Raw genomic sequence first — 19,444 nt, 5'->3', positions numbered from 1 at the left:
GTGGTCACTTGCGAAGCCCCAGGGAGACCAGATCCAGACGTCCTACGTAGGCGATGTGCCCGTACGCCCCGGTGACGTTGGGACCCACGAGGACGGCTGCCTTGTCCCAGAGGAACGGCACGACCGGCGCGTCCTGCATGATCTGCTTGGCCAGCTCGCCGTAGGCCGTCGCAGCGGATGCCGGATCGCGCTCTTTGACGATCTCGTCGATCCGCTGGTTGACCTTGCGGGAGTTGTACTGCGAGTGGTTGTTGTTGCCCTCCGCGGTGATCATCCGGCCGTCGAACACGATCGGCAGGTAGGTGGAGGCGCCGGGCCAGTCGGGCGTCCAGCCGTCGATCACCAGGTCGTGCTCCTGGGCCGTGTTGCCCACGGTGCTGTAGTACGCCGACGAGCTGATCGCGTTGATCTTCACCGTGATGCCCGCCCGGGCGAGGGACGCCTGCACCGCCTCGGCCTGGGCCTTGCCTGTGGTCGTCGCGGGGGCGTCGAGGGTGAGGGCCAGGTCCGAGGAGTGACCGGCCTGTGCGAGCAGCGCCTTGGCCTTGGCCGGATCCCCCTTGCCGTCCTGGCTCGGGTACGGGTCGTCAGAAACGAAGCCGGGCAGCGACGGTGGCAGCAGAGTGGTGGCCAGCTCCCCGATGATCGGGCCGCCCCGAGCGGTGCGCAGAGCCTCCTTGTCCAGCGCGTATGCGATCGCCTGCCGCACCCGGACGTCGTCCAGCGGCTTGTGCTTGGTGTTGATGCTGACGAAGCGCGTGTTGATCGATTCGCCGATGACATGTCGCTGACGCACTTGCGGGTTGGTCATCACCGGCCCGATGGAGGCTGCGCCGATCGGCTCGAAGCCGACCGCGTTGGCGTCCTCGCCCCCAGCGGCGATGAGCCGCTGGTCGATCACTGCCGGATCCAGATTGAGATCGATCACGATCTTGTCCGGGAGTCCCTTGCGCACCGGGTCGATGTCCGGACTCCAGTGAGTGTTGCGGACGAGTGTGAGCTGCTTCTTGGCCTCGAAGTTCTCGATCTTGTACGGCCCGGAGGAGAAAGGCCTGGAGTCGTACTTGACGCCGTTGTCCTTGTCTCTCGGTACCGGGGCGAACATCGGCAGCGACACCGCCGAACCGAAGTCGGCCACCGGGCGGTTGAGCTTGAAGACGATCGTCCTGTCGTCGGGTGTCTCGATCGAGGCGAGCCCCTGCTTGTCCTTGTAGGGGCCCTTGTACGCCTTGCCGCCCGCCAGCCAGATCCGGCCGTACGGCGGGCCTTCGGGCAGCTCCGCGGCGAACGTCCGCTCGACCCCGTACTTGATGTCCTGGCTGGTGATGGGCCGGCCGTCCTCGAATTTCACCCCTGCTCTGAGAGTGAAGGTCCAGGTTCGGGCGTCATCGCTGGGCCGCCCGTTGTCCGTCGCCAGGTCCGGCACGATCTTGCCTCCGGCCAGGCCGGGGGCCGCCGCGAAAGTCGTCAGCGTCCGGTAGACAAGCCGGCCGACGTTCTGGGACGAGGTGACGTAGTTGCGGGCCGGATCGAGGTGCTCCAGGTCGATGCTGGACAGCACATGCAGAGTGCCGCCCTTGCTTGCCGCTTTGGCCTGCCCACCGTCGCCACCCTGGCCGGTTCCCCCGCAACCGGCAACGGCGACGAGCCCAAGGGCGGCCGCCATGACCATTCTGGCTCGTCGTATTCTCACAACAGGCTCCCTTTGCGATGTGACATTTCACGAAGTGGGGACAAGGTTGAATGCGACCAGTCCGTACGGATAGCCCCCATATCTCCATAACTTCGCGTTATGGAGCCTTCTCCCGGCGCTGCCGGGTCGACTGCCGTGGGCGCTCGAAGGCACGTCGGGGCGGTGTGACCGGCGCATGCCGCGCCGCCCACATCGCCCGTTGACCACTCACGTGCTAGGTGGTCACCACTTGTAGGTCCAGACCGTGTCGTTGAACGAGTCGGAGCTGTTCACGTAGATCCTGATGCGGGCGGTGTCGTCCTGGAACGACTGGCCGGGCTTCCAGGTCTGCATGTCCAGCGTGGAGCAGTTCCCCGTGGGCGCGGCGGCGTTGGGGTTCGTCACGATCCGGATCGGCCCGTTGCCGGTGGTGGTGGAGGTGTCGACCTTGTAGATGACCACGCCCGTGGCGCAGGCGCCGGCGTCGTTGTTGGCGGCCTTGCGGGACTCGGCGACGTAGGCGGTGGTGGCGCTGGTCTTGATCACTGCCAGCTTGTAGCCGGTGCCCCCGTACTCCACCCCGTTGAGGGTGGTGGAATACGTGTTTGCCGTGGACAGGCAGGAGACCTGACTGTCAGTGATCCAGCCGAACTTCCACGCGTGCCAGCCGAAGAACTGCGGGGCGGCGCCGTTGACCTTGCCCATGATGTCCCAGCCGCCTACGTACTGGTGGAGATCGCCGCTGAAGGCGTAGAGATCGGGCAGTCCGAAGGTGTGGCCGGTCTCATGGACGGCGACCTTGGAGCCCCAGGTCCACAGGTCCTGACCGAAGGTCACCGCCCAGCGGATCGCCACCCAGCTGCTCGTCTGCCCGTTCCAGACCCAGGTCACATTGCTCGGGTCCTGGATGAAGGTGGGGGAGTGACTGATCGCGGCAGCGGTGCTGGTGGGCACGATGTAGAACGTGTCGTAATTGGCGAGGTTGACGCCGGCACTGGCGGCGCCTGTGAGCGCGTCCTTGACGTACGTCTGGTGCGTTGCCCAGGAGAAGTCGCGCTGCCAGTTGTACGCCGTGGAGTTCTTCGGCATGCGCACCCAGTTGCCGTACGGAGCCTGAAGGTCCAGCCAGGTTTTGCCGTTGGAGGCGTTCCACAGCCAATTGGCCGCGCCGGACAGTTGGTTGTAGTACGGGGTGAGGGGCAGGGTGGTGCCGACGGCGTCGGGGAAGTCCACGTAGATCACGCCTACGCGCTTGGTGCCGGTCGGGTTCTGGAACCGGTTGTAGTCGGTCTGCTGGCCCTCGTCGGTGAAGCCGGTCGTGCCCTGGAGCGCACACGCGGAGGTGCTCCCGTTGAATGCGTGGGCGGGGCCTGCGGGGACGGTGACCAGGGCAAGCAGAGCGAGCAGGGCGGACAGGACGATCAGGAGCGCCGCGGTCAGTGGGCGCCGCGTCCAGGTCGAAGAGCGCAAGGTATGCCTCCGTGGGGAGAGTGGTCCGGGCTCGGGCGCGGCAGCTGCGCCCCTCCGGTAGACGACGTGGCGGTTGCCGATGAAGGGTGGGCGGGTCGCAGACTCGGCTCGCCGTCTCTTCGCAGCTGTTGCGATGTGGCGGAGGGCAGGTCTGCAGCTCGCTTTGGGGAGCTCTCACCTGCCCCGGGGATCGCGCCGGTATCGGAGGTTCGCCCCTCCGGATCCTCCGGGCGATCGCGGAGCGTATCTGCCCGTCCAGGCCGGGTGCCGCCTGGAATTGCCGCTGAGCAGGATTCGCTTGAATGTCGGTTCGGGGACATAGTGCGGGCCGGCCGTCGCCTCGGGCAGCCCTCGCCTGTTCATCACATGGCGTTATGAACCTCGAAATCCGCCGCCTAAGGCGCACCGTACGTGCATGCCCGGTCACTGCTTGAGAGCCCAAAATGGCTACCGCACTGCGCTACCCATCCTTTCCCCCACTTAATGGGTGCGCTTACGCGTTGATCTCTCAGTGGCCGCCGGCGTTCTGTGGAGACAGATGTTCAAGACATCCGGAATGCGAAAAGGGCGGCAGGATCATGACGATCAATGAAGTGGACGGCTCGCTGACCGGCCGCCCGGCCTACGGCCCGGCCCATCCCACCCGCCTGGATCCCCGGCCATACCGAGGTGAGACCAGATCTCAGTGGTTCGATCGCCACCCGGCCTCCGTGTCCGCCGCTCGGAGCTTCACCCGCGACACCCTGGTCGAACAGCCCCTTGAGGAATCGGAAACCGTCGAGCTGCTCGTCAGCGAACTGGTTACCAATGCCGTGCGCCACGGAGCCGGCCCGATCCTGCTCAGTGTGACTGTCCGTGGCGGGTCGCTGCGGTGCGAAGTCACCGATGCGCATCCGGCCTTCCCCTGCCTCAAGGCGGCCGGCGCCGACGACGAATCCGGTCGAGGCATGCGGTTGCTCCATGAGCTGTCCCACCGCTGTGGTGTCCGGGCGGATCACCAGGGAAAGACGGTCTGGTTCGAACTGTGGGCTCCTGGCCCGACCGAAGCCGTCCCGGCTTCCATCCCCGCCCCCGCTGCTACGCCCATGCACAGCGACCCGGCCGCGCCGCTTCAATGCTGGTCGGCAATCGCATAACTCCGGGTTATGGGCTTTCGAGATCTCCCCGACGGCACACCAGAGGCCGGATGCTGAGCGAGCCACGCCGCTCGGACACTGTGCTCCATGGTCGGCCGGGACGCTAAGACCACCTCGCGACGGGAGTACCGATGAGCATTGCCTGCGATCCCGCGGAGACGGCCACGACCGGCCCTGGCCCCGACGGGCAGCGGCCTGCCACGGACGTTCGGAACACAGCCGATGCACCCCGATCTCCGGGCACGCATGACCCCTCATGTCATTGCGGGCAGTCGTTGGTCCGCTGCGACGGTTGCGCTGCCCTGCGTTGCCTTGATTGCGACCCTTACCGTTCCGATGACTGCGCCTTCGGGCTCTGAGCGTCCGCGCGACGGCGCCGCTGCCGAGGGGGACCCAGTCGCAGGCACGTCTCCCGACGGGAGGCGTGCCGACGAGTGCTTCATCGTCGTCGGGAGCGACGTGGCGCGCAGGGTCTGCGGCTCGTTGAAGTCGGCCGGTCACCAGGTGCGCCACCTGGCTCAGCCCACGGACGAGGATCTGCGCCGGGCGCTGGACCGGGAGGTGGCAGGCGTCGCGATCCTGCTCGATGACGATGTCGAGTCCCTGCGCTATGCCCTTGCGGTGGAGCACATTCGTCCGAACGTCTCGCTGGTGGTGACGATCTTCGACCGGACGGTGGCCGAGCAGCTGGTACGTGTGGTCCCGAACTGCCGGGTCACCTCCCCGGCGGACGTCGTCGCACCGACCTTCCTGGCCGCATGTGTCGAGTCCGACCTGCTGGCCCTCACCCGGACCGCTTCCGGCCACGTCGCCGCCCGCCGGGAGGGGGACAGCGTCCGCCTCGAGCCCTACAGGCCACCGCGCTCCTTGAGGTACACGGCACGGCTCGGGAGGATGCGGGGCCAGCTTCGGCCACACGACAGCAGCTCGCGGATCACTCTGACCGGCCTCGCCGGGCTTCTCCTGGTGCTGTTCCTGGACTGGCTCTGGTCCGTGACTCTCCATCACCGACCGCCGGTCGAGGCGCTGTTCGAGGCGGCGCGAACGGTGTCGGCCGTCGGCCCAGTATCGGCGCACGGTTCGGACGCGTACATGGTCTTCGCCAGCGTCGCGATGCTCCTGACCATCGTGTTCACCGCCGTTTTCACCGCGGGCCTGATCGACCGTCTCCTGGCTCCGCGTTCGGTCGGCATCGTGGGTCCCCGGGCCATTCCCCGGGCGGGCCATGTGGTGGTCGTCGGGCTGGGACAGGTGGGTCTGCGGCTCTGTACCCAGGTGCAGGACCTGGGCATCGGTGTGGTCGCCGTGGAGCGGGACCCGGCAGCTCCCAACCTCCGGCTGGCCAGGGCACTTGGCGTGCCCGTCGTCGTCGCCGACGCGACGGACAGGTTCGTGCTGCGCGAACTCGGCCTGAACAAGGCGCAGGCGATGGCCGCCGTCGCCTCGGACGACTTGGACAACATCGCGGTCTCCGTGGCAGCGCTGGCGGTCGCACCTGATCTCCGCGTGGTCATACGCGCGGGTGACCACGAGGCCATCGCGGAGACCCGTTCGCTGTTCAGGATCGGCCTTGTCCACGACCTCAACAGCATGTGCGCCGCGTACACGAGCGCAAGCCTGTGCGGACTGCAGCCGCGCGGTGTGGTGGCACACGGAAAGCGGCTCCTGGTGGAACGTGCGGACGGAAGCTTCGTGCCCTGGCCGCACGCGGACCGGTGCGGCCATGAGTAGTTCTCCGGCAGCCGGGGCGCATGACGTACGGGAGCAGTCCGCCGGTGCTCCGGCGGACTGCTCCCGTTCAGGGCGTCAGTGCCGGGTCTTGGTGTGCCAGACGGGGTCACCCGTGCTGGTGTAGATCACCACGTTGCCGTCGGCCTGGACCGCGAGCTTGGCGCCCGGGTTGCCCGCGGTCGCCGACGCCCACACCGGCTGGTTGTCCGGCGTGTAGATCACCAGGTTGCCGTCCTCCTGGAAGACAGCGCGAGCGCCCCGCGTGGCCGGGTTGTTGGAGGCCCAGCGGGGTTCCTCCCGCTCGTCGAAGACCACGAGCTTGCCGTCGTCCTGGAGTGTCAGCTTCGCCCTGCCCGCGTCGACCTCGTCACCGATGTCCAGGATGGAGACGGCGGAGATCTCGTGGTTGCCGTCCTCCGTGACCCGGACCTTGATCTTCGGGGCTTCGTCCGACAGTTTGCCGTCGGCCAGGCGGTCGAGGGTCGACAGCGACGGCGTGAACGCGTAAACCGCTCCCTCGGTCCGTACGAACTGCTCGAACCGCACCTGCTTGCCGGCGAAGGAGACATCGGTCGTCGGGCCGATCATCGGGTCCGCGCCTACCTTTGGATCACGCTTCGGGAAGCCGGTCTCGATGACCCAGTCCTTCTGGATGAACTCGAACTGCCTCACCAGGTCGGCCTGGTAGCTGACGAAGACCAGACCGCGAGCGGCGTCAGGACCGTGGCCGCCCGCGCCCGCCGGGTCGAAGGGCAGGCCGTAGGGGATGCCGCGGCGCATGATGCGCCGGCCGTCGAGGTTGCCCTTCTCCGGTACGGGTGTCTGGCCCTGCTGGAACAGGAGCCCGTCACGGGGGTTGGTCTTGCGGAGGTGGGAGAACAGCGGGGTGATCTCCCCTTCCAGGTCGTTCGCGAAGCTGATGTCGTTGTCGTTCGCCGCCTCCGGGTCCGCGGGCATGTCGGCGTGCGGACACTTCGCCACGGGCGTGCCCGAACGCCAGCGCCCGACCATCCGGGCCGCCAGCCACTCCGTGGTGGCTTCCGGGGGCACGGCCTTCGCGTTCTTCAGCTCCTTCAGCCGTGCCCCGATCTGCGCCCACCAGCCTGGAACGTCCTGGCCGAGCCTGCGCACCACATGGAACGAGCCGTTCCGCGCCCACTCCGGCAGACCGGAGGGCTTGCCGCTCACGGTCTCCTCACCGACGACGAACTCGCCGGCCGGGATGATCCGGGTGCCCGGGTGTCCCTTCTTCCACTCGGGGTGCCTGGGGTCGGGCTCGTCGAATCCCTGGACGGCCGGCTCGCTGACGCCGTCCTTGAAGCCGAAGTGCTCCTTGCCCCTGCGGTCCCCGAGCAGCGTTCCGCCGTCCTGCTCGAAGATGATCACCACTTTGTGGACGGAGGCTTCCTGCCGCTCCTGGGCGAGGGCCGCCCGGAGGTCCGCGACCCTGTCGGCCGCGATGGTGAGCACCGCATGGACGGGCTGCGCGTTGCTGTCGCCGAAGAGCCAGTTCTCCGGCGAGTTCTCCCCGGTGTCCCCGAGCATTCCGGCGCGTACGGCGGAGCCCTGCTTGAACGCGTGCTGCGTCGTGCCTTCCGCCGTACCGGGGAAGGGGTCCTTGCCCGTCAGCGTCTGCATACCGGCATGGGTGAAGCTGACGCTGCGCCATACGGCGGTGAGAGCCTTGGGGTCGTCACCGCCGGTGTTGCCGCGTGCGGCGCTGAAGGCCGCGTTGAACGCGGCGACCTGCCGGGTCGTGGCGATGCGCGGCTTCAGCCGACGCAGCCAGGTGCGTGCCCGTGTCGCGTCGTCGAACTTCAGGAACAGCAGCTGTACGTGGTCCTTCTTGAAGCCGGCGATCACATCGCCCTGGATTTCCGTGCTCTCCCGCAGTGTCAGGTCTGTCATCGTGTCTCCAGTTCCTCGGGTTCTTGGGGATGGAACTCCTGCGTCGGGGAAGCGGGCGGCGTCAGCCTGTGTTCGGCGGGCCGAAGGACACGAACTTGGCGATGCTCGGTACGCCGTCCTCGTTGAGGAGGAAGAGCATGTAGTAGCCCGGCGGTGCGGCTTCCGCGGTGGGCGGCGCCTGCAGTTCGAGGGAACCGTCGCTCCGGCTCTTGATGCGGACGTCGAGATGGCGCTGGCTGAAGTTCACCGAGTGGGTCGCGGTCGTCGGGGCCAGCAGGACGGCTCGCTTGACGTCCGCGGCGTCGGAGGTCAGGACTGTGAACCGGTCGTCGTAGCCGACCGTGCGCCGGGGCACCGCGGAGAGGTCGGGACGCTCGCCGTTGTGCAGATAGGCCGGCTCGTAGATCTCGATGGAGCCGTCCATGTCGTCTTTGATATCGGGGTCGTTGGCGATCTGCTGCGCCTCGTCACCGGTGACCATGATGCGTCCGTCGGGCAGGACCACGGCGTTGGAGTGGTAGCCGCGCGGCAGCCGCTGGGCGGGCCCGAGCTTCCAGTTGCCGTCGGTGTCGCGCATCTCGGTCTGCCGGTATTTCAGGTCGGCGTTCGGGTTGTAGAGCCCGTTCCCGTAGTCGCGGATGTCGTAGGAGCCGTTGACGGTGAACAGCGTGCCGTCGGGCAGGATCAGGGTGTCGTCCTGCGTACGGCCGAAGGCTCGGGCCTCCTTCGTCTTCCACTGGCCGCCGACGTACTGATACGTGTTCGGGTCGTCCCGGTCGCCGCCGAGGACGAGGACGGAGTCGGGGCCCTTGAAACCGGCGGGCAGCGGCACCGCGGAGCCGTAGTTGCGCAGGAGGACACCGGGCCGGTCGGCCAGGCTCGTGCGGGTCTCGGTGACCGGGTTGAAGAGCCACTGCTGGTTGCGATCGCGGCCGAGGCCGTAAATCTTGCCATCACGCAAAGAGAACAGATGCGGATAGTCGTGCTTGAACGGGGCTTCCGCCTTGAAGATGTCCACGGGCAGGTTCTCGGGGACGTCGGTCTTCGTGGTCGGGACCGGGAAGCTGAGTGCCGGGAAGCGTTCCACGATGGGCGTGGGCGTGCCCCAGCCGAGCTCCGACTGCCCGGACATGATCAGGATCCGCCCGTCGGCACCGGTCACGGCGCTCGGATACCAGCGGCCCACGGACATCTGCTCGTTGATGGACCAGGTTTCTGTCCAGGGGTCGAAGACGAGGGACAGCTTGGCGCCGGAGCCGTGGTTGCCGCCGAGATTGCCGCCGAAGACGCCGAGCATCCCGTTGGGCAGAAAGGCGTGACCGGCGCAGAAGAACGGCGCGGGACGTGGTTCGTCCTTGCCGTCCGGCATCATCACGGTGGGCGGCGTGACCTCCTTGAACGCGTCCGGGCCGCGGCCCTTGGCCGGGTCCCACAGATGCGCCCGGCCCGCGTTCGCCTTGCCGATGATCTGGGTGGGGGCGGTCTCCTTCGTGGGGTTGGTCTCGATCCTCTCGAAGGAGAACAACAGGACCTTGCCGGTGGGCAGTTGCGCCACGTGCACGGCGAAGTCGGGTGACGGGAAGTACTCCTTGAAGACGCCGAACTCCCGCGCGCTGAACGGGGCGTTGTGCTTCGCCTGGGACTTGGTGAGCGACTCCAGGCGTGCCGTACGCATCGGCTGTGAGTAGTCGCCGAGGTCCTCGGCCCCCTGGCGGGCCCTGGCGTGCGTCTCGGCGTGCTCCTGGCCGAGGACGGCGGCCTCGGCCTGGTCAACGGCGACTTTGCCGCCGGTGTCGGGTTCCGTCTCCCGGGAGAGGGAACGCGGCTCCGGCGCGCCGTCGTGAGCGGCGGCAGGGAGGACAGTGACGAGGGGGGTGGTCAGGGCGGAGATGACGGCGCAGGCGGAGAGCAGCCTGGACAGTCGTGGTCGTGACATGGCACTCCTCGTGGGCTGTCGGCCTCCGTGTGCATGACCGTCCCCGGGGTTGGGTGGTGAATATGCAGACGGAATAGACCGAATGTGACTGACTGTGACATAGGAACACAGAGCGTAATCACGTGCAAACGCGAGGAGTGAGCGTGTCGACCGGGCGGGCGGGGGTTGCCGGGCCCGTCGGGAGGGTGGGCCGACCTTCGGCGCGGAGGCGGAGGCCTGCCCTGCCAATGAGAACGTCCAGGTCGGCCCTTGCGGGCCGACCTGGACGTCGTGATCAGGCGCGATCAGGCGGGATCAGGCGCGGTCGAACCGGTCGAGGTTCATCACCTTGTCCCATGCCGCGACGAAGTCGTTCACGAACTTCGCCTTCGCGTCATCGCTCGCGTAGACCTCCGCGAGCGCGCGCAGCTCGGAGTTCGAGCCGAAGACGAGGTCGGCACGGGTGCCGGTCCACTTGACCTCGCCCGTGGCGGCGTCACGCCCCTCGAACGTGTTCTGGTCCCCGGACGTCGCCTTCCACGTCGTGCCCAGGTCGAGCAGGTTGACGAAGAAGTCGTTGGTCAGGGACCCGGGGGTCGTGGTGAGGACGCCGAGCGACGACTGCTGGTGGTTCGCGCCCAGGACGCGCAGGCCACCGATGAGCACCGTCAGCTCGGGGGCGCTCAGCGTCAGCAGGTTCGCCTTGTCGATCAGCAGGTACTCGGCCGGCAGACGGTTGCCCTTGCCGAGGTAGTTGCGGAACCCGTCGGCGGTCGGCTCGAGCGCGGCGAACGACTCCACGTCGGTCTGCTCCTGCGACGCGTCGACGCGGCCCGGCGTGAAGGGGACCTCGATGTCGAAGCCGGCGTCCTTGGCGGCCTTCTCGACGCCCGCACCGCCGGCGAGCACGATCAGGTCGGCGAGCGAGACCTGCTTGCCGCCGGACCCGGCCGCATTGAAGGACTCCTGGATGCCCTCCAGGGTGCGCAGAACCGTCGCCAGCTCGTCGGGCTCGTTGACGTCCCACCCGCTCTGCGGCTGGAGGCGGATGCGCGCACCGTTGGCGCCGCCGCGCTTGTCGCTTCCTCGGAAGGACGAGGCCGAGGCCCACGCGGCGGACACCAGCTGGGACACCGACAGGCCCGAGGCGAGGACCTGAGCCTTGAGGGAGGCGATGTCCGCGGCGTCGACGAGCTCGTGCGTCACGGCGGGCAGGGGGTCCTGCCACACCAGCGTCTCGGAGGGGACCTCCGGGCCGAGGTAGCGCACGACGGGGCCCATGTCGCGGTGGGTCAGCTTGAACCACGCGCGGGCGAAGGCGTCCGCGAACTCGTCGGGGTTCTCCAGGAAGCGCCGCGAGATCTGCTCGTAGGCCGGGTCGAACCGGAGCGAGAGGTCGGTCGTCAGCATCGTCGGGGCCAGGCTCTTCGACGCGTCGTGGGCGTGGGGGATGGTGCCCGCACCGGCACCGTCCTTCGCCACCCACTGGTTTGCGCCGGCGGGGCTCGACGTCAGCTCCCACTCGTAGCCGAACAGGTTCTGGAAGAAGCTGTTGCTCCACCGGGTCGGCGTGCTGGTCCAGGTGACCTCGAGGCCGCTGGTGATCGCGTCGGCGCCCTTGCCGGTGCCGAAAGTGCTCTTCCAGCCGAGGCCCTGCTCCTCGATGGAGGCGGCCTCGGGGTCGGCGCCCACGTGGTCCGCCGGGCCCGCGCCGTGGGTCTTGCCGAAGGTGTGACCGCCCGCGATCAGGGCGACCGTCTCCTCGTCGTTCATCGCCATCCGGCGGAACGTCTCGCGGATGTCGCGGGCCGCGGCGATCGGGTCCGGGTTGCCGTTCGGGCCCTCCGGGTTGACGTAGATGAGGCCCATTTGCACGGCGCCGAGGGGGTTCTCCAGCTCCCGGTCGCCGGTGTAGCGCTCGTCGCCGAGCCAGGTGGACTCGGGCCCCCAGTAGACGTCCTCGTCGGGCTCCCAGACGTCCGCACGACCGCCGCCGAAGCCGAAGGTCTCGAAGCCCATCGACTCCAGGGCGACATTGCCGGCGAGGATCATGAGGTCGGCCCACGAGAGGTTCTGGCCGTACTTCTTCTTGACCGGCCACAGCAGGCGGCGGGCCTTGTCCAGGTTCCCGTTGTCCGGCCAGCTGTTGAGGGGGGCGAAGCGCTGCTGGCCGGCTCCGGCGCCGCCGCGGCCGTCGCTGATCCGGTAGGTGCCCGCGCTGTGCCACGCCATACGGATCATGAACGGGCCGTAGTGCCCGAAGTCGGCGGGCCACCAGTCCTGCGAGGTCGTCAGCACTTCCGCGATGTCGCGCTTCACGGCGGGGAGGTCGAGGGTCTTGAACGCCTCGGCGTAGTCGAACTCCTCGCCGAGGGGGTTGGCCACGGCGGGGTTCTTGGCAAGGATCTTCAGGTTGAGCCGCTCCGGCCACCACTGGCGGTTTCCGCCGCCCTGGGTCGGGTGCGGGGCGCGCCCGTGCGCGACCGGGCAGCCACCTCCATCCTCCGTTTTCGCGTCTGTGACGATTGCATCGTGGTTCTCAGACATGGGAATCCTTCCGGACCAGGCGGATCATGGTGCTCAGGAACTGCGGGCGGTGGAACAGTCGGGGCACGGGCCCCAGTGGGTGACCCCGGCCTCGTGGATCGAGAAGCCGGGATCGTCGGACCGGGTCGGGCAGGGGGTCTCGCCGACCGCGCAGCCGACGTCAGCGACGACACGACACGTCCCTCGCACCGGGCCTGGCGGCCGGCCGACCATCACGTCTCTGTCTCCTGCCGTACTGGAGTCTTCCTGTCCCTTGGCTATCGCCGGAACCGATCCTACAATGGACAGAATCCAAGTCAATAAGCGCGCCAAACCCGTATCCCATCGGAACCCGGATGTCCACCGGTAAACTCCGGGCATCCCACCGAACCTGAATAGGTGAACCGATATGAGCGACCTGCTGGAGCGACTGCGGGGGCGTGGCTGGCGGATGACCTCCCAGCGACGTGTCGTTGCGGAGGTCCTCGACGGCGACCACGTGCATCTCACGGCCGACGAGGTGCATGCCCACGCGGCACAACGGCTGCCCGAGATCTCCCGGGCGACCGTCTACAACGCCCTGGGCGAGCTGGTCCTGCTCGGTGAGGTCATAGAGGTCTGCACCGAAGGACGCGCCAAGCGCTACGACCCCAACGCGCACCATCCGCACCAGCACCTGGTGTGCTCCAACTGCGGCACCATCCGCGACGTCCACCCGACCGGCAATCCGCTGGCCGACCTCCCGGCAGAGGAACGGTTCGGCTTCACGGTGTCCGAGGTCGAGGTCACCTACCGCGGACTGTGCCCATCCTGCGCCTAAGGGCGTAGGAGCGCTTCCCGACTCAGAAGACCAGGTCGAGGTGCGGCAATACTCCGTGGCGAGCGGGGGCGCCGCTCGGAGATGATCGCGCGCATGGTCTCAACGGTGACGAACATAGCGATCGACTGTGCGAACGCCTACCAACTGGCGCGTTTCTGGAGCGATGTGACCGGACGCCCGCTGGATCCCGAGGACGAACCCGGTGACGACGAGACCGAGGTCATGCTGCCCGGCGGCCCGGCCTTGCACTTCAACGAGGTTCCAGAGCCGAAGTCGGCCAAGAACAGGCTCCATCTGTGCCTGCGCCCGGACACCTCGCGGGACGCGGAGGTTGAGCGGCTGCTGAAGCTCGGCGCCTCCCTGGTCGCCGATTGCCGCAAGCCCGACGGCTGGGGCTGGGTCGTTCTCGCCGACCCGGAGGGCAACGAGTTCTGCGTTTTGCTGGCCGACTCCGAACGGGCCGCATTGTCCTCGTGACGACCTCAGCCCTCGCTCAAGCCCGGCATCGGCCCCGCGATAGCGGATTGGGGCCCGCAGGAGACGGGACGCAAGTGAACACAAGGTTTCAGCGAGCGGGTCAATGAGGGGCGCATCACAGACCCGGATCGCCCACTTCCAGGCCCGGTTGCTGCCCGTTCACCCCCAGAAATAGAACTCTTACAGTGCTTTCTCCGGACATCTCGCCTCCCCGTCCTGACTGTTTGCCCCGGAGCCCGGTGCTTTTCCTGCCCGAAGTGCAATGACGGTGCGGAGAATGGCAATTGATGTGCTTGACATGAATGCAGCGATGTCGGTCCAATGTGCTCGCCGAGACTGGCAGGACCGAACGCCATTCAATTCGCGCATCGGCGCAAGACCCCGCTCGCGGGCCATGCGCGAGCGGATGGGCAGCGAACGGGGCGAGGAGAAGCAGATGGCTGACAGTGAGCATCAGGTGTCCAGCGAACTGCCGCCGGGGGTGGGAGAAGCGGCCGCCGCGGAAACGGCCGTAGCAGAATCGACCGCAGCAGAATCGGCGGAGACGCAATCAGTGCCGGATGCCGCACTGTCGGCCACGCCCCTTGCAACGCTCCCGACTGCCGAGGCCGAAACGGCTTCGGCCGCGACCGGTGCCGCGTCAGCGGCTCCGGATACGGAGCCCGCAGGTGCTGCCGAGCCTGCCGGCGGCGGTGAAGCCGCCGCTGCCGGCGGTATGAACCCACCCACCACGACGACCCCTGAGACCTCAGGGGGCGGGCCGCGCAAGCCGATACTCGCGGGCGCCGCGATCGCCGGAGCGGTGCTGGTCGCCGTCCCGTTGCTGCTGGTGGCCGGGAAGTCCGAGCCGCCCGCCGGGGGTTCCGCCGTTGCTGCGGAGGCCGCGGCCACCCTGCTCGAGGACGGCGCCCAGGGGCAGAAGCCCGGTGAGTTCGTCCCCGCCCCGCCTGCGCCCACGAAAGGCACCGCGACGCCGCGAGCGACCTCCGGCGCGGCCGCGCCGACGTCCGGCGGGGAGTCGTCCCCCACCCGGCGGGAGGTCGTGTCCCCCACCCGCCGTGAGGTGCAGAACAGGCGTCCCGTCAGTAGGGCAGCGGCGCCGAAGAAGCGGGTGAGTGCACCGAAGGCGCTGGGCACAGGCAGGGACGCCACCTTCCGCGCCGGATCGAAGCTCTGCGTCAATGAGGCCTGGACCTCGTACGACGGGCGAACCGTGCTCCGAATGCAGGCAGACCGGAACCTCGTTCTGTACCGGGACGGCGGTGCGGTGTGGGCCGCCCCCGGAGCCATCGGACGGGGGGACTGCGCGGTCGTGCAGTCGGATGGGAACTTCGTACTCCTCGACGCGAATCAGCGGGCGATCTGGGCGGCCGGGGTCTGGGGGAGGCCCACTTATCTGACGGTGCAGGACGATGGCAATATGTGCCTGTACGGGAGCGACAATTCGGCGCTCTGGGCGACCCGCACCAACCGGTGAGACCCAGCGGTTCGGGGTGCTCGCACAGATTGTGATGCCTGGACCGTGTCCGATTCCCGATGCGACGCACCCGCTTCCCGACTGTGCCGCTTGACGGGCGAGCACGGGAATGCATCCGCGGCATCGCGCGATTTTCGGCCGATTCAATTTCGGCACACCACAGATGAATGTTTCGCCGGGATTCAGCGTTTACACCAATAGACCGGTACTTCACGTCATTCGGCGAATGGGGAATGTTGTGCACGGCCAAGGAATGAGATTCGGACTCCTGGGCCCCGTCGAGGCCTGGCGCGGAGTCAACGGCCTGGATCTCGGGCCGCCGAAGCGCCGGGTGCTGCTGACCAGGCTGCTCGTCGAGGGCGGCCGGCCCCTGTCTGTCGACCAGTTGTGCCAGGACCTCTGGCCGGCCGGCCGCCGGCCCTCGGGAGCCGTCTCCTCGGTGCACGCGCACATCAGCAGGCTGCGCACGGTACTTGAACCGGGCCGCGGTACCAGCAAGCCCGCGACTCTGCTGGTGCGCCGGCCGGCCGGGTACGCACTCGAAGCACCGCGCGACGCCCTGGACAGCGTTGTCTTCGAGACAGCGGTCAGCCGGGCCAGGGAACTGCTGAGTTCGGGCCGAACGGCGAGCGCACACCAGGAGATCGACCAGGCGCTCAGGCTGTGGCGTGGGCCCGCGCTGCGCGACGCGGCCGAGCTCAGTTTCGCCGCACCGGAGATAGCCAGACTCGAGGCAAGCCGTCAACTGGCCGAGGAACTACGGGTGAGCATCCTCCTGGAAGACGGCGAGGCCGAGGCCGCGGTGGGCCTCGCCGAGGGGCTGATCGGGTCGGCACCGCTGCGTGAGGCTCCCTGGGCCCTTCTCATGAGGGCGCTGTACAGCACAGGCCGCTCGGCCGAGGCGCTGCAGCAGTACGAGCGATTCCGCATCACACTCGCCGAGGAACTGGGCGTCGATCCGGGTCCCGGGCTGCGCGATCTGCACATGGCGATCCTTCGCCACGATTCCGCCGTGCTCCGTATCGCCCGGCCCCGGCGGATCACGGGTGCCGTGCGTGCCGCCAGGAACGACGGCCGGCTGCCCGTCGTCGGCAGGTCCCAGGAGACGGCGCGGCTGGACACCCTGCTTTCCGAAGCCGACGCCGGGCGGGTCCGCTGGGCCGTTCTGACGGGAGAGTCCGGGGCCGGGAAGACCAGGTTGCTCGAGGAGACCGCGGAGCTGGCCGCCGAACGCGGTTTCACCATCGCCCGGATGCGGTGCTCCGGTTCGCTCGACAACGGCCGGAACCCGTCGGTCTTCGGCCCTGCGGCACGACTACTCGCGGAGCTACGGAGCGAAGAGCCCGTATCGCACGACGCGGCGGATGCCGATGCGGCGGCACATCCGCAAGCCATCTCCGAAGGGGCCGCTCTCGCCGAACTGGTACGGGAATTCGCCGACCGGCGCGTGCTGTGTGTGGTGGACGACCTCGACGAGTCGTGCGCCGCGTGTCTGCGTCTTCTGAACCAACTCGCCGTCCTGCTCCGCGAGGAGAGGCTCGCCGTGTTGTGCGCCGTGCGCGACCCGGACAAGCCGCAGGTCGGCAGGCTTCTCTCCGAGCTGGCCCGGCAGCGCGCGACCAGGCTGCATCTGGGGCCGCTCGGTGTCGCGGACGTGGCGCAGCTGCTGACCGCTGCCGGTGAGGCCGACTCGAACCTCGAGGCGGCCGCACTGCACCGCCGCAGCGACGGCAACCCCTTCCTGCTGCTCGAACTGCTCGAGCTGCCCGTCGTCCAGCGCGTGGGCCCCGCCGCGCAGATCCCGGCCGCGGTCGAGAGCGTGGTGCTGACCCGGCTCGAAGCCTTGCCCGAACCGGTACGGGCGATGCTTGTGCATGCGGCGGTGAGCGGCGAGACCCTGGACATCGAGGTACTCGTCCACCTCTCGGACGGCTCCCGCGAAGGGCTGCTCGGGCTCATCGACGAGGCTCAACGGGCGCGGATCCTTGTATGGCAGGAGGGGAAGGCCGGCCGGCCTGCCGGGCACTACAGATTTCACGGCATGCTGCGCGATGCGGTGCTCGCCACGTTGACCCCCGCCACCCGGCAGCGGGCGCACGCCGGTCTCGCCATGGCCCTGGAGGCGCTGCCGGGTCGTCATCCCGCCCAGAGCGCTGCCCATTTGGTGCAGGCCGGGCCGCTGGTGGAGACCGAGGTGCTCGTACGGGCCTTTCTCCGGGTCGGCCGACTCTGTGTGCGCGACCGTCAGCACGCTGCCGCGATCGGGTGGTTCGAGCGGGCCGCCGATCTCGCGGGCCCGGAACACCTGTCGCTGCACAGAGAGGCCAAGCGCGCTGCGCAGTGGCTGGCGACAGGCTCCCCGGCCCCTCTGGTGCGGGAAGCGGACTCCCCGGTCCCCGGTCTGGCCGTCGTGCACCGGCTTCCGTGCCCCAGTCGCCTTCGCCCGACCGCCCCGTAGCCAGCAAGGAGAACCCATGTCCGAAGAGCAGGCAACCGGCGAATCGGCGAGCCCCGCCCGGGGCCAATCGGCAAGCCCCGCCCCGGCGGCAGCCAGGCCCTCAGGGGAAACGTCCGTCCCGCAGGTCTCCTCGGCCGAGGTGGCAGCCAACCCCCAGGCCGGGGAAGAGGCATCCCGGACGTCGTCCTCGCCCGACCCGGTGAGCGCGGCCCTGCCTGTCGTTTCGGGTGAGGCCCTGCCTACCGGGGCGACGACATCAGCAACCCCGGAGCCGCGGGCCGTGGCGCACAAAGGAGATCCCAGCGGGGCTGCCGCGGCAGCACCCGCAGTCGCGGGCGGTGGGCCCCCGGACGAGCCGGGCCCGGCCGGAGCGTCGGGCGGCCCCAAGCGGCCCGTCCTGGCCGGAGCCGCGATAGCCGGGGCCGTACTGGTCGCCATCCCTCTGTTGCTCATGGGATCCGCATCCGACGACGAGAAGAAGACCGCCGCGGTGGCGAATGCGGCCGGCACCGACCTCGACGACGAAGGCCCGGACCGGGCAGGCGCGTTCGTCCCGGAGCGCTCGCAGCCCCCGAGCAAGCCGGCCAAGGCTGCTCAGCCCGAAAAGAAGGCTCGCGGCGAGGCGACGGCCGAGGGCACGCGAAGCTCTGGGACCGCCGCGCGCGAGCGGCACAGGGCCACGCCCAGGCGGAAGCCCGTTCGCCGCGCGGTCAGTGGCCCGGACCTCAGCCGAATACTGATCAAGAACTGGAAAAACCAGACCTGCGTCGACATCCCTGCCTTCGGCAACGGCGTACAGGACGGTCCGGTCAACCAGTCGACGTGCAACAGCACGGCGGAAGACAACCAGCTGTGGAACCTGGAAGCCGCGCGGGACGGGGCGGGCCCCGGTGGCACGAAGCTCTACGTCATCCGGAATGTGAAGGACGGGAACTGTCTCGACCTGCCCAACTACGGCAGCGCGGGTGTCACGACCCGGATCACCGAGTACGCGTGCAACCACACAACCGCCGACAACCAGTTGTGGTGGCTGCAGGAGAGGGCCAACAACACCTTCTGGATCCGCAACCATGCGAGCAGCGATCTGTGTCTGGATGTCGACGGCAGCAACGACCGGCGCCGGGACGTGCCCCTGACGCTGTTCTACTGCAGCGACACCGACGACCAGAACTGGCTGTTCACGAGCCGATAGCAGCTGTCGGACCGTCCGCCGCCCGGCGGACCGCCTCGCGCAGAGCCGCGGCCTCGACGACCATGCTGACCGGAGCCGTCGGGCTGAGATAGAACAGTTCCCCCGACTCCGCGCGCCCATCGAGCAGTTCGGCGGCGCAAACCACGACGTGCGCGGGCAGTTCGCCGGAGCGGCCGTCAGGCGTGTACGAGGTGATGGGCACGGCGAAGGTCCCTTCGGGCGTGGTGGTCACCCTCGGCGTACCGTCCGCGCCGAGCAGTACGGCGACGTCCGAGGCGGCGAGAGCGAGCGGCACCTCGTCCTCGGGCCCGTACCCCGTGGCGGCCAGTTGCACCGCGCCGTCCAGCGGCCCCAGCGGCTGCGGCCAGCCCAGTGCCTCGGGTGAGGGGCGGTAGAGCTCGTTCTCCTCCCACTCCTCGATATCGCCGTCCCGGTCGGTGCGCCATCGCCCCACGACGGCCCAGTCGGGCGGCGGGCCCTCACCCGACCACGCCGGATCGGTGAGGTGCAGCCAGTGCTCGGGCGCCCGACGGGCGGCGGCGAGAATCTCCGGTGGCGGTTCCGGCATTCCCTCGGGTCCTGCGGGCTCGGCGGGCGATCGGTTCATCGGTCCCTCGCTGCGGTGGTCGGTTCGGTGGCGGGCGGATGGGTCCCGGCTTCGG

The 19,444-nt window shown here is 68.6% G+C and carries 13 protein-coding genes; 7 read left to right on the top strand and 6 right to left on the bottom strand.

What is annotated here, in order from left to right:
- Nucleotides 1–4: 4 nt before the first annotated feature.
- Both OHA61_RS04135 and OHA61_RS04130 read right to left on the bottom strand, forming a co-directional pair.
- Entirely contained in the window at nucleotides 5–1,693 is a 1,689-nt protein-coding gene (locus OHA61_RS04135; protein ID WP_406301740.1) for an ABC transporter substrate-binding protein, read from the bottom strand.
- 222 nt (nucleotides 1,694–1,915) lie between these two features.
- The gene (locus OHA61_RS04130) at nucleotides 1,916–3,142 is read right to left on the bottom strand and encodes a M6 family metalloprotease domain-containing protein (protein WP_406301739.1); all 1,227 of its coding nucleotides are present in this window, start codon (nucleotides 3,140–3,142) and stop codon (nucleotides 1,916–1,918) included.
- Nucleotides 3,143–3,720: 578 nt separating this feature from the next.
- On the opposite strand from OHA61_RS04130, the gene OHA61_RS04125 reads away from it, so the two are divergent.
- Together OHA61_RS04125 and OHA61_RS04120 are read left to right on the top strand one after the other, a co-directional pair.
- The gene (locus tag OHA61_RS04125) at nucleotides 3,721–4,278 is read left to right on the top strand and encodes an ATP-binding protein (protein WP_406301738.1); all 558 of its coding nucleotides are present in this window, start codon (nucleotides 3,721–3,723) and stop codon (nucleotides 4,276–4,278) included.
- 336 nt (nucleotides 4,279–4,614) lie between these two features.
- Complete coding sequence (locus OHA61_RS04120) at nucleotides 4,615–6,009, top strand: NAD-binding protein (RefSeq protein ID WP_406301737.1); 1,395 nt, start codon at nucleotides 4,615–4,617, stop codon at nucleotides 6,007–6,009.
- 75 nt (nucleotides 6,010–6,084) lie between these two features.
- Here OHA61_RS04120 and OHA61_RS04115 read toward each other — a convergent pair whose 3' ends face one another.
- The 3 genes from OHA61_RS04115 to katG form a co-directional block, all read right to left on the bottom strand.
- Entirely contained in the window at nucleotides 6,085–7,917 is a 1,833-nt protein-coding gene (locus OHA61_RS04115) for a Dyp-type peroxidase (RefSeq protein ID WP_406301736.1), read from the bottom strand.
- A 61-nt stretch (nucleotides 7,918–7,978) separates the two neighbouring features.
- Nucleotides 7,979–9,853 carry a galactose oxidase-like domain-containing protein gene (locus OHA61_RS04110; protein WP_406301735.1) on the bottom strand — a complete coding sequence of 625 codons (1,875 nt, stop codon included), beginning with the start codon at nucleotides 9,851–9,853 and terminating at the stop codon, nucleotides 7,979–7,981.
- Nucleotides 9,854–10,147: 294 nt separating this feature from the next.
- On the bottom strand, nucleotides 10,148–12,379 hold the full coding sequence (katG, locus tag OHA61_RS04105) for a catalase/peroxidase HPI (protein ID WP_406301734.1): 2,232 nt from the start codon (nucleotides 12,377–12,379) through the stop codon (nucleotides 10,148–10,150).
- 388 nt (nucleotides 12,380–12,767) lie between these two features.
- Between katG and OHA61_RS04100 the strand changes: the two genes are divergently transcribed.
- From OHA61_RS04100 to OHA61_RS04080, 5 genes are all read left to right on the top strand, one after another.
- On the top strand, nucleotides 12,768–13,178 hold the full coding sequence (locus tag OHA61_RS04100; protein WP_324976501.1) for a Fur family transcriptional regulator: 411 nt from the start codon (nucleotides 12,768–12,770) through the stop codon (nucleotides 13,176–13,178).
- A 93-nt stretch (nucleotides 13,179–13,271) separates the two neighbouring features.
- Nucleotides 13,272–13,655, top strand: a complete 384-nt coding sequence (locus OHA61_RS04095) for a VOC family protein (protein ID WP_406301733.1) — start codon at nucleotides 13,272–13,274, stop codon at nucleotides 13,653–13,655.
- Nucleotides 13,656–14,091: 436 nt separating this feature from the next.
- Nucleotides 14,092–15,132 carry a hypothetical protein gene (locus OHA61_RS04090; protein ID WP_406301732.1) on the top strand — a complete coding sequence of 347 codons (1,041 nt, stop codon included), beginning with the start codon at nucleotides 14,092–14,094 and terminating at the stop codon, nucleotides 15,130–15,132.
- A gap of 253 nt (nucleotides 15,133–15,385) precedes the next feature.
- Nucleotides 15,386–17,590 (top strand): BTAD domain-containing putative transcriptional regulator, encoded by a 2,205-nt coding sequence (locus OHA61_RS04085; protein WP_406301731.1) that lies wholly within the window; start codon nucleotides 15,386–15,388, stop codon nucleotides 17,588–17,590.
- A 16-nt stretch (nucleotides 17,591–17,606) separates the two neighbouring features.
- The gene (locus OHA61_RS04080) at nucleotides 17,607–18,782 is read left to right on the top strand and encodes an RICIN domain-containing protein (RefSeq protein WP_406301730.1); all 1,176 of its coding nucleotides are present in this window, start codon (nucleotides 17,607–17,609) and stop codon (nucleotides 18,780–18,782) included.
- Here OHA61_RS04080 and OHA61_RS04075 read toward each other — a convergent pair.
- Nucleotides 18,769–19,389 carry a type VII secretion system-associated protein gene (locus OHA61_RS04075; RefSeq protein WP_406301729.1) on the bottom strand — a complete coding sequence of 207 codons (621 nt, stop codon included), beginning with the start codon at nucleotides 19,387–19,389 and terminating at the stop codon, nucleotides 18,769–18,771. The genes OHA61_RS04080 and OHA61_RS04075 overlap by 14 nt on opposite strands.
- Between the last annotated feature and the right edge of the window lie 55 nt (nucleotides 19,390–19,444).

Origin of the sequence: Streptomyces sp. NBC_00885 (assembly GCF_045207475.1) — a bacterium.
In the GTDB taxonomy this organism is placed as follows: Bacteria; Actinomycetota; Actinomycetes; order Streptomycetales; family Streptomycetaceae; genus Streptomyces.
This window is presented reverse-complemented; position numbering and strand designations above follow the sequence as displayed.

What these genes read in the sequence shown, in the direction of transcription:
- OHA61_RS04085 (WP_406301731.1), top strand. Translation starts at nt 15,386, where the DNA reads ATGAGATTCGGACTCCTGGGCCCCGTCGAGGCCTGGCGCGGAGTCAAC.
- OHA61_RS04115 (WP_406301736.1), bottom strand. Translation starts at nt 7,917, where the DNA reads ATGACAGACCTGACACTGCGGGAGAGCACGGAAATCCAGGGCGATGTG.
- OHA61_RS04110 (WP_406301735.1), bottom strand. Translation starts at nt 9,853, where the DNA reads ATGTCACGACCACGACTGTCCAGGCTGCTCTCCGCCTGCGCCGTCATC.
- OHA61_RS04125 (WP_406301738.1), top strand. Translation starts at nt 3,721, where the DNA reads ATGACGATCAATGAAGTGGACGGCTCGCTGACCGGCCGCCCGGCCTAC.
- katG (WP_406301734.1), bottom strand. Translation starts at nt 12,379, where the DNA reads ATGTCTGAGAACCACGATGCAATCGTCACAGACGCGAAAACGGAGGAT.
- OHA61_RS04120 (WP_406301737.1), top strand. Translation starts at nt 4,615, where the DNA reads ATGACTGCGCCTTCGGGCTCTGAGCGTCCGCGCGACGGCGCCGCTGCC.
- OHA61_RS04080 (WP_406301730.1), top strand. Translation starts at nt 17,607, where the DNA reads ATGTCCGAAGAGCAGGCAACCGGCGAATCGGCGAGCCCCGCCCGGGGC.
- OHA61_RS04075 (WP_406301729.1), bottom strand. Translation starts at nt 19,389, where the DNA reads ATGAACCGATCGCCCGCCGAGCCCGCAGGACCCGAGGGAATGCCGGAA.
- OHA61_RS04095 (WP_406301733.1), top strand. Translation starts at nt 13,272, where the DNA reads ATGGTCTCAACGGTGACGAACATAGCGATCGACTGTGCGAACGCCTAC.
- OHA61_RS04100 (WP_324976501.1), top strand. Translation starts at nt 12,768, where the DNA reads ATGAGCGACCTGCTGGAGCGACTGCGGGGGCGTGGCTGGCGGATGACC.
- OHA61_RS04090 (WP_406301732.1), top strand. Translation starts at nt 14,092, where the DNA reads ATGGCTGACAGTGAGCATCAGGTGTCCAGCGAACTGCCGCCGGGGGTG.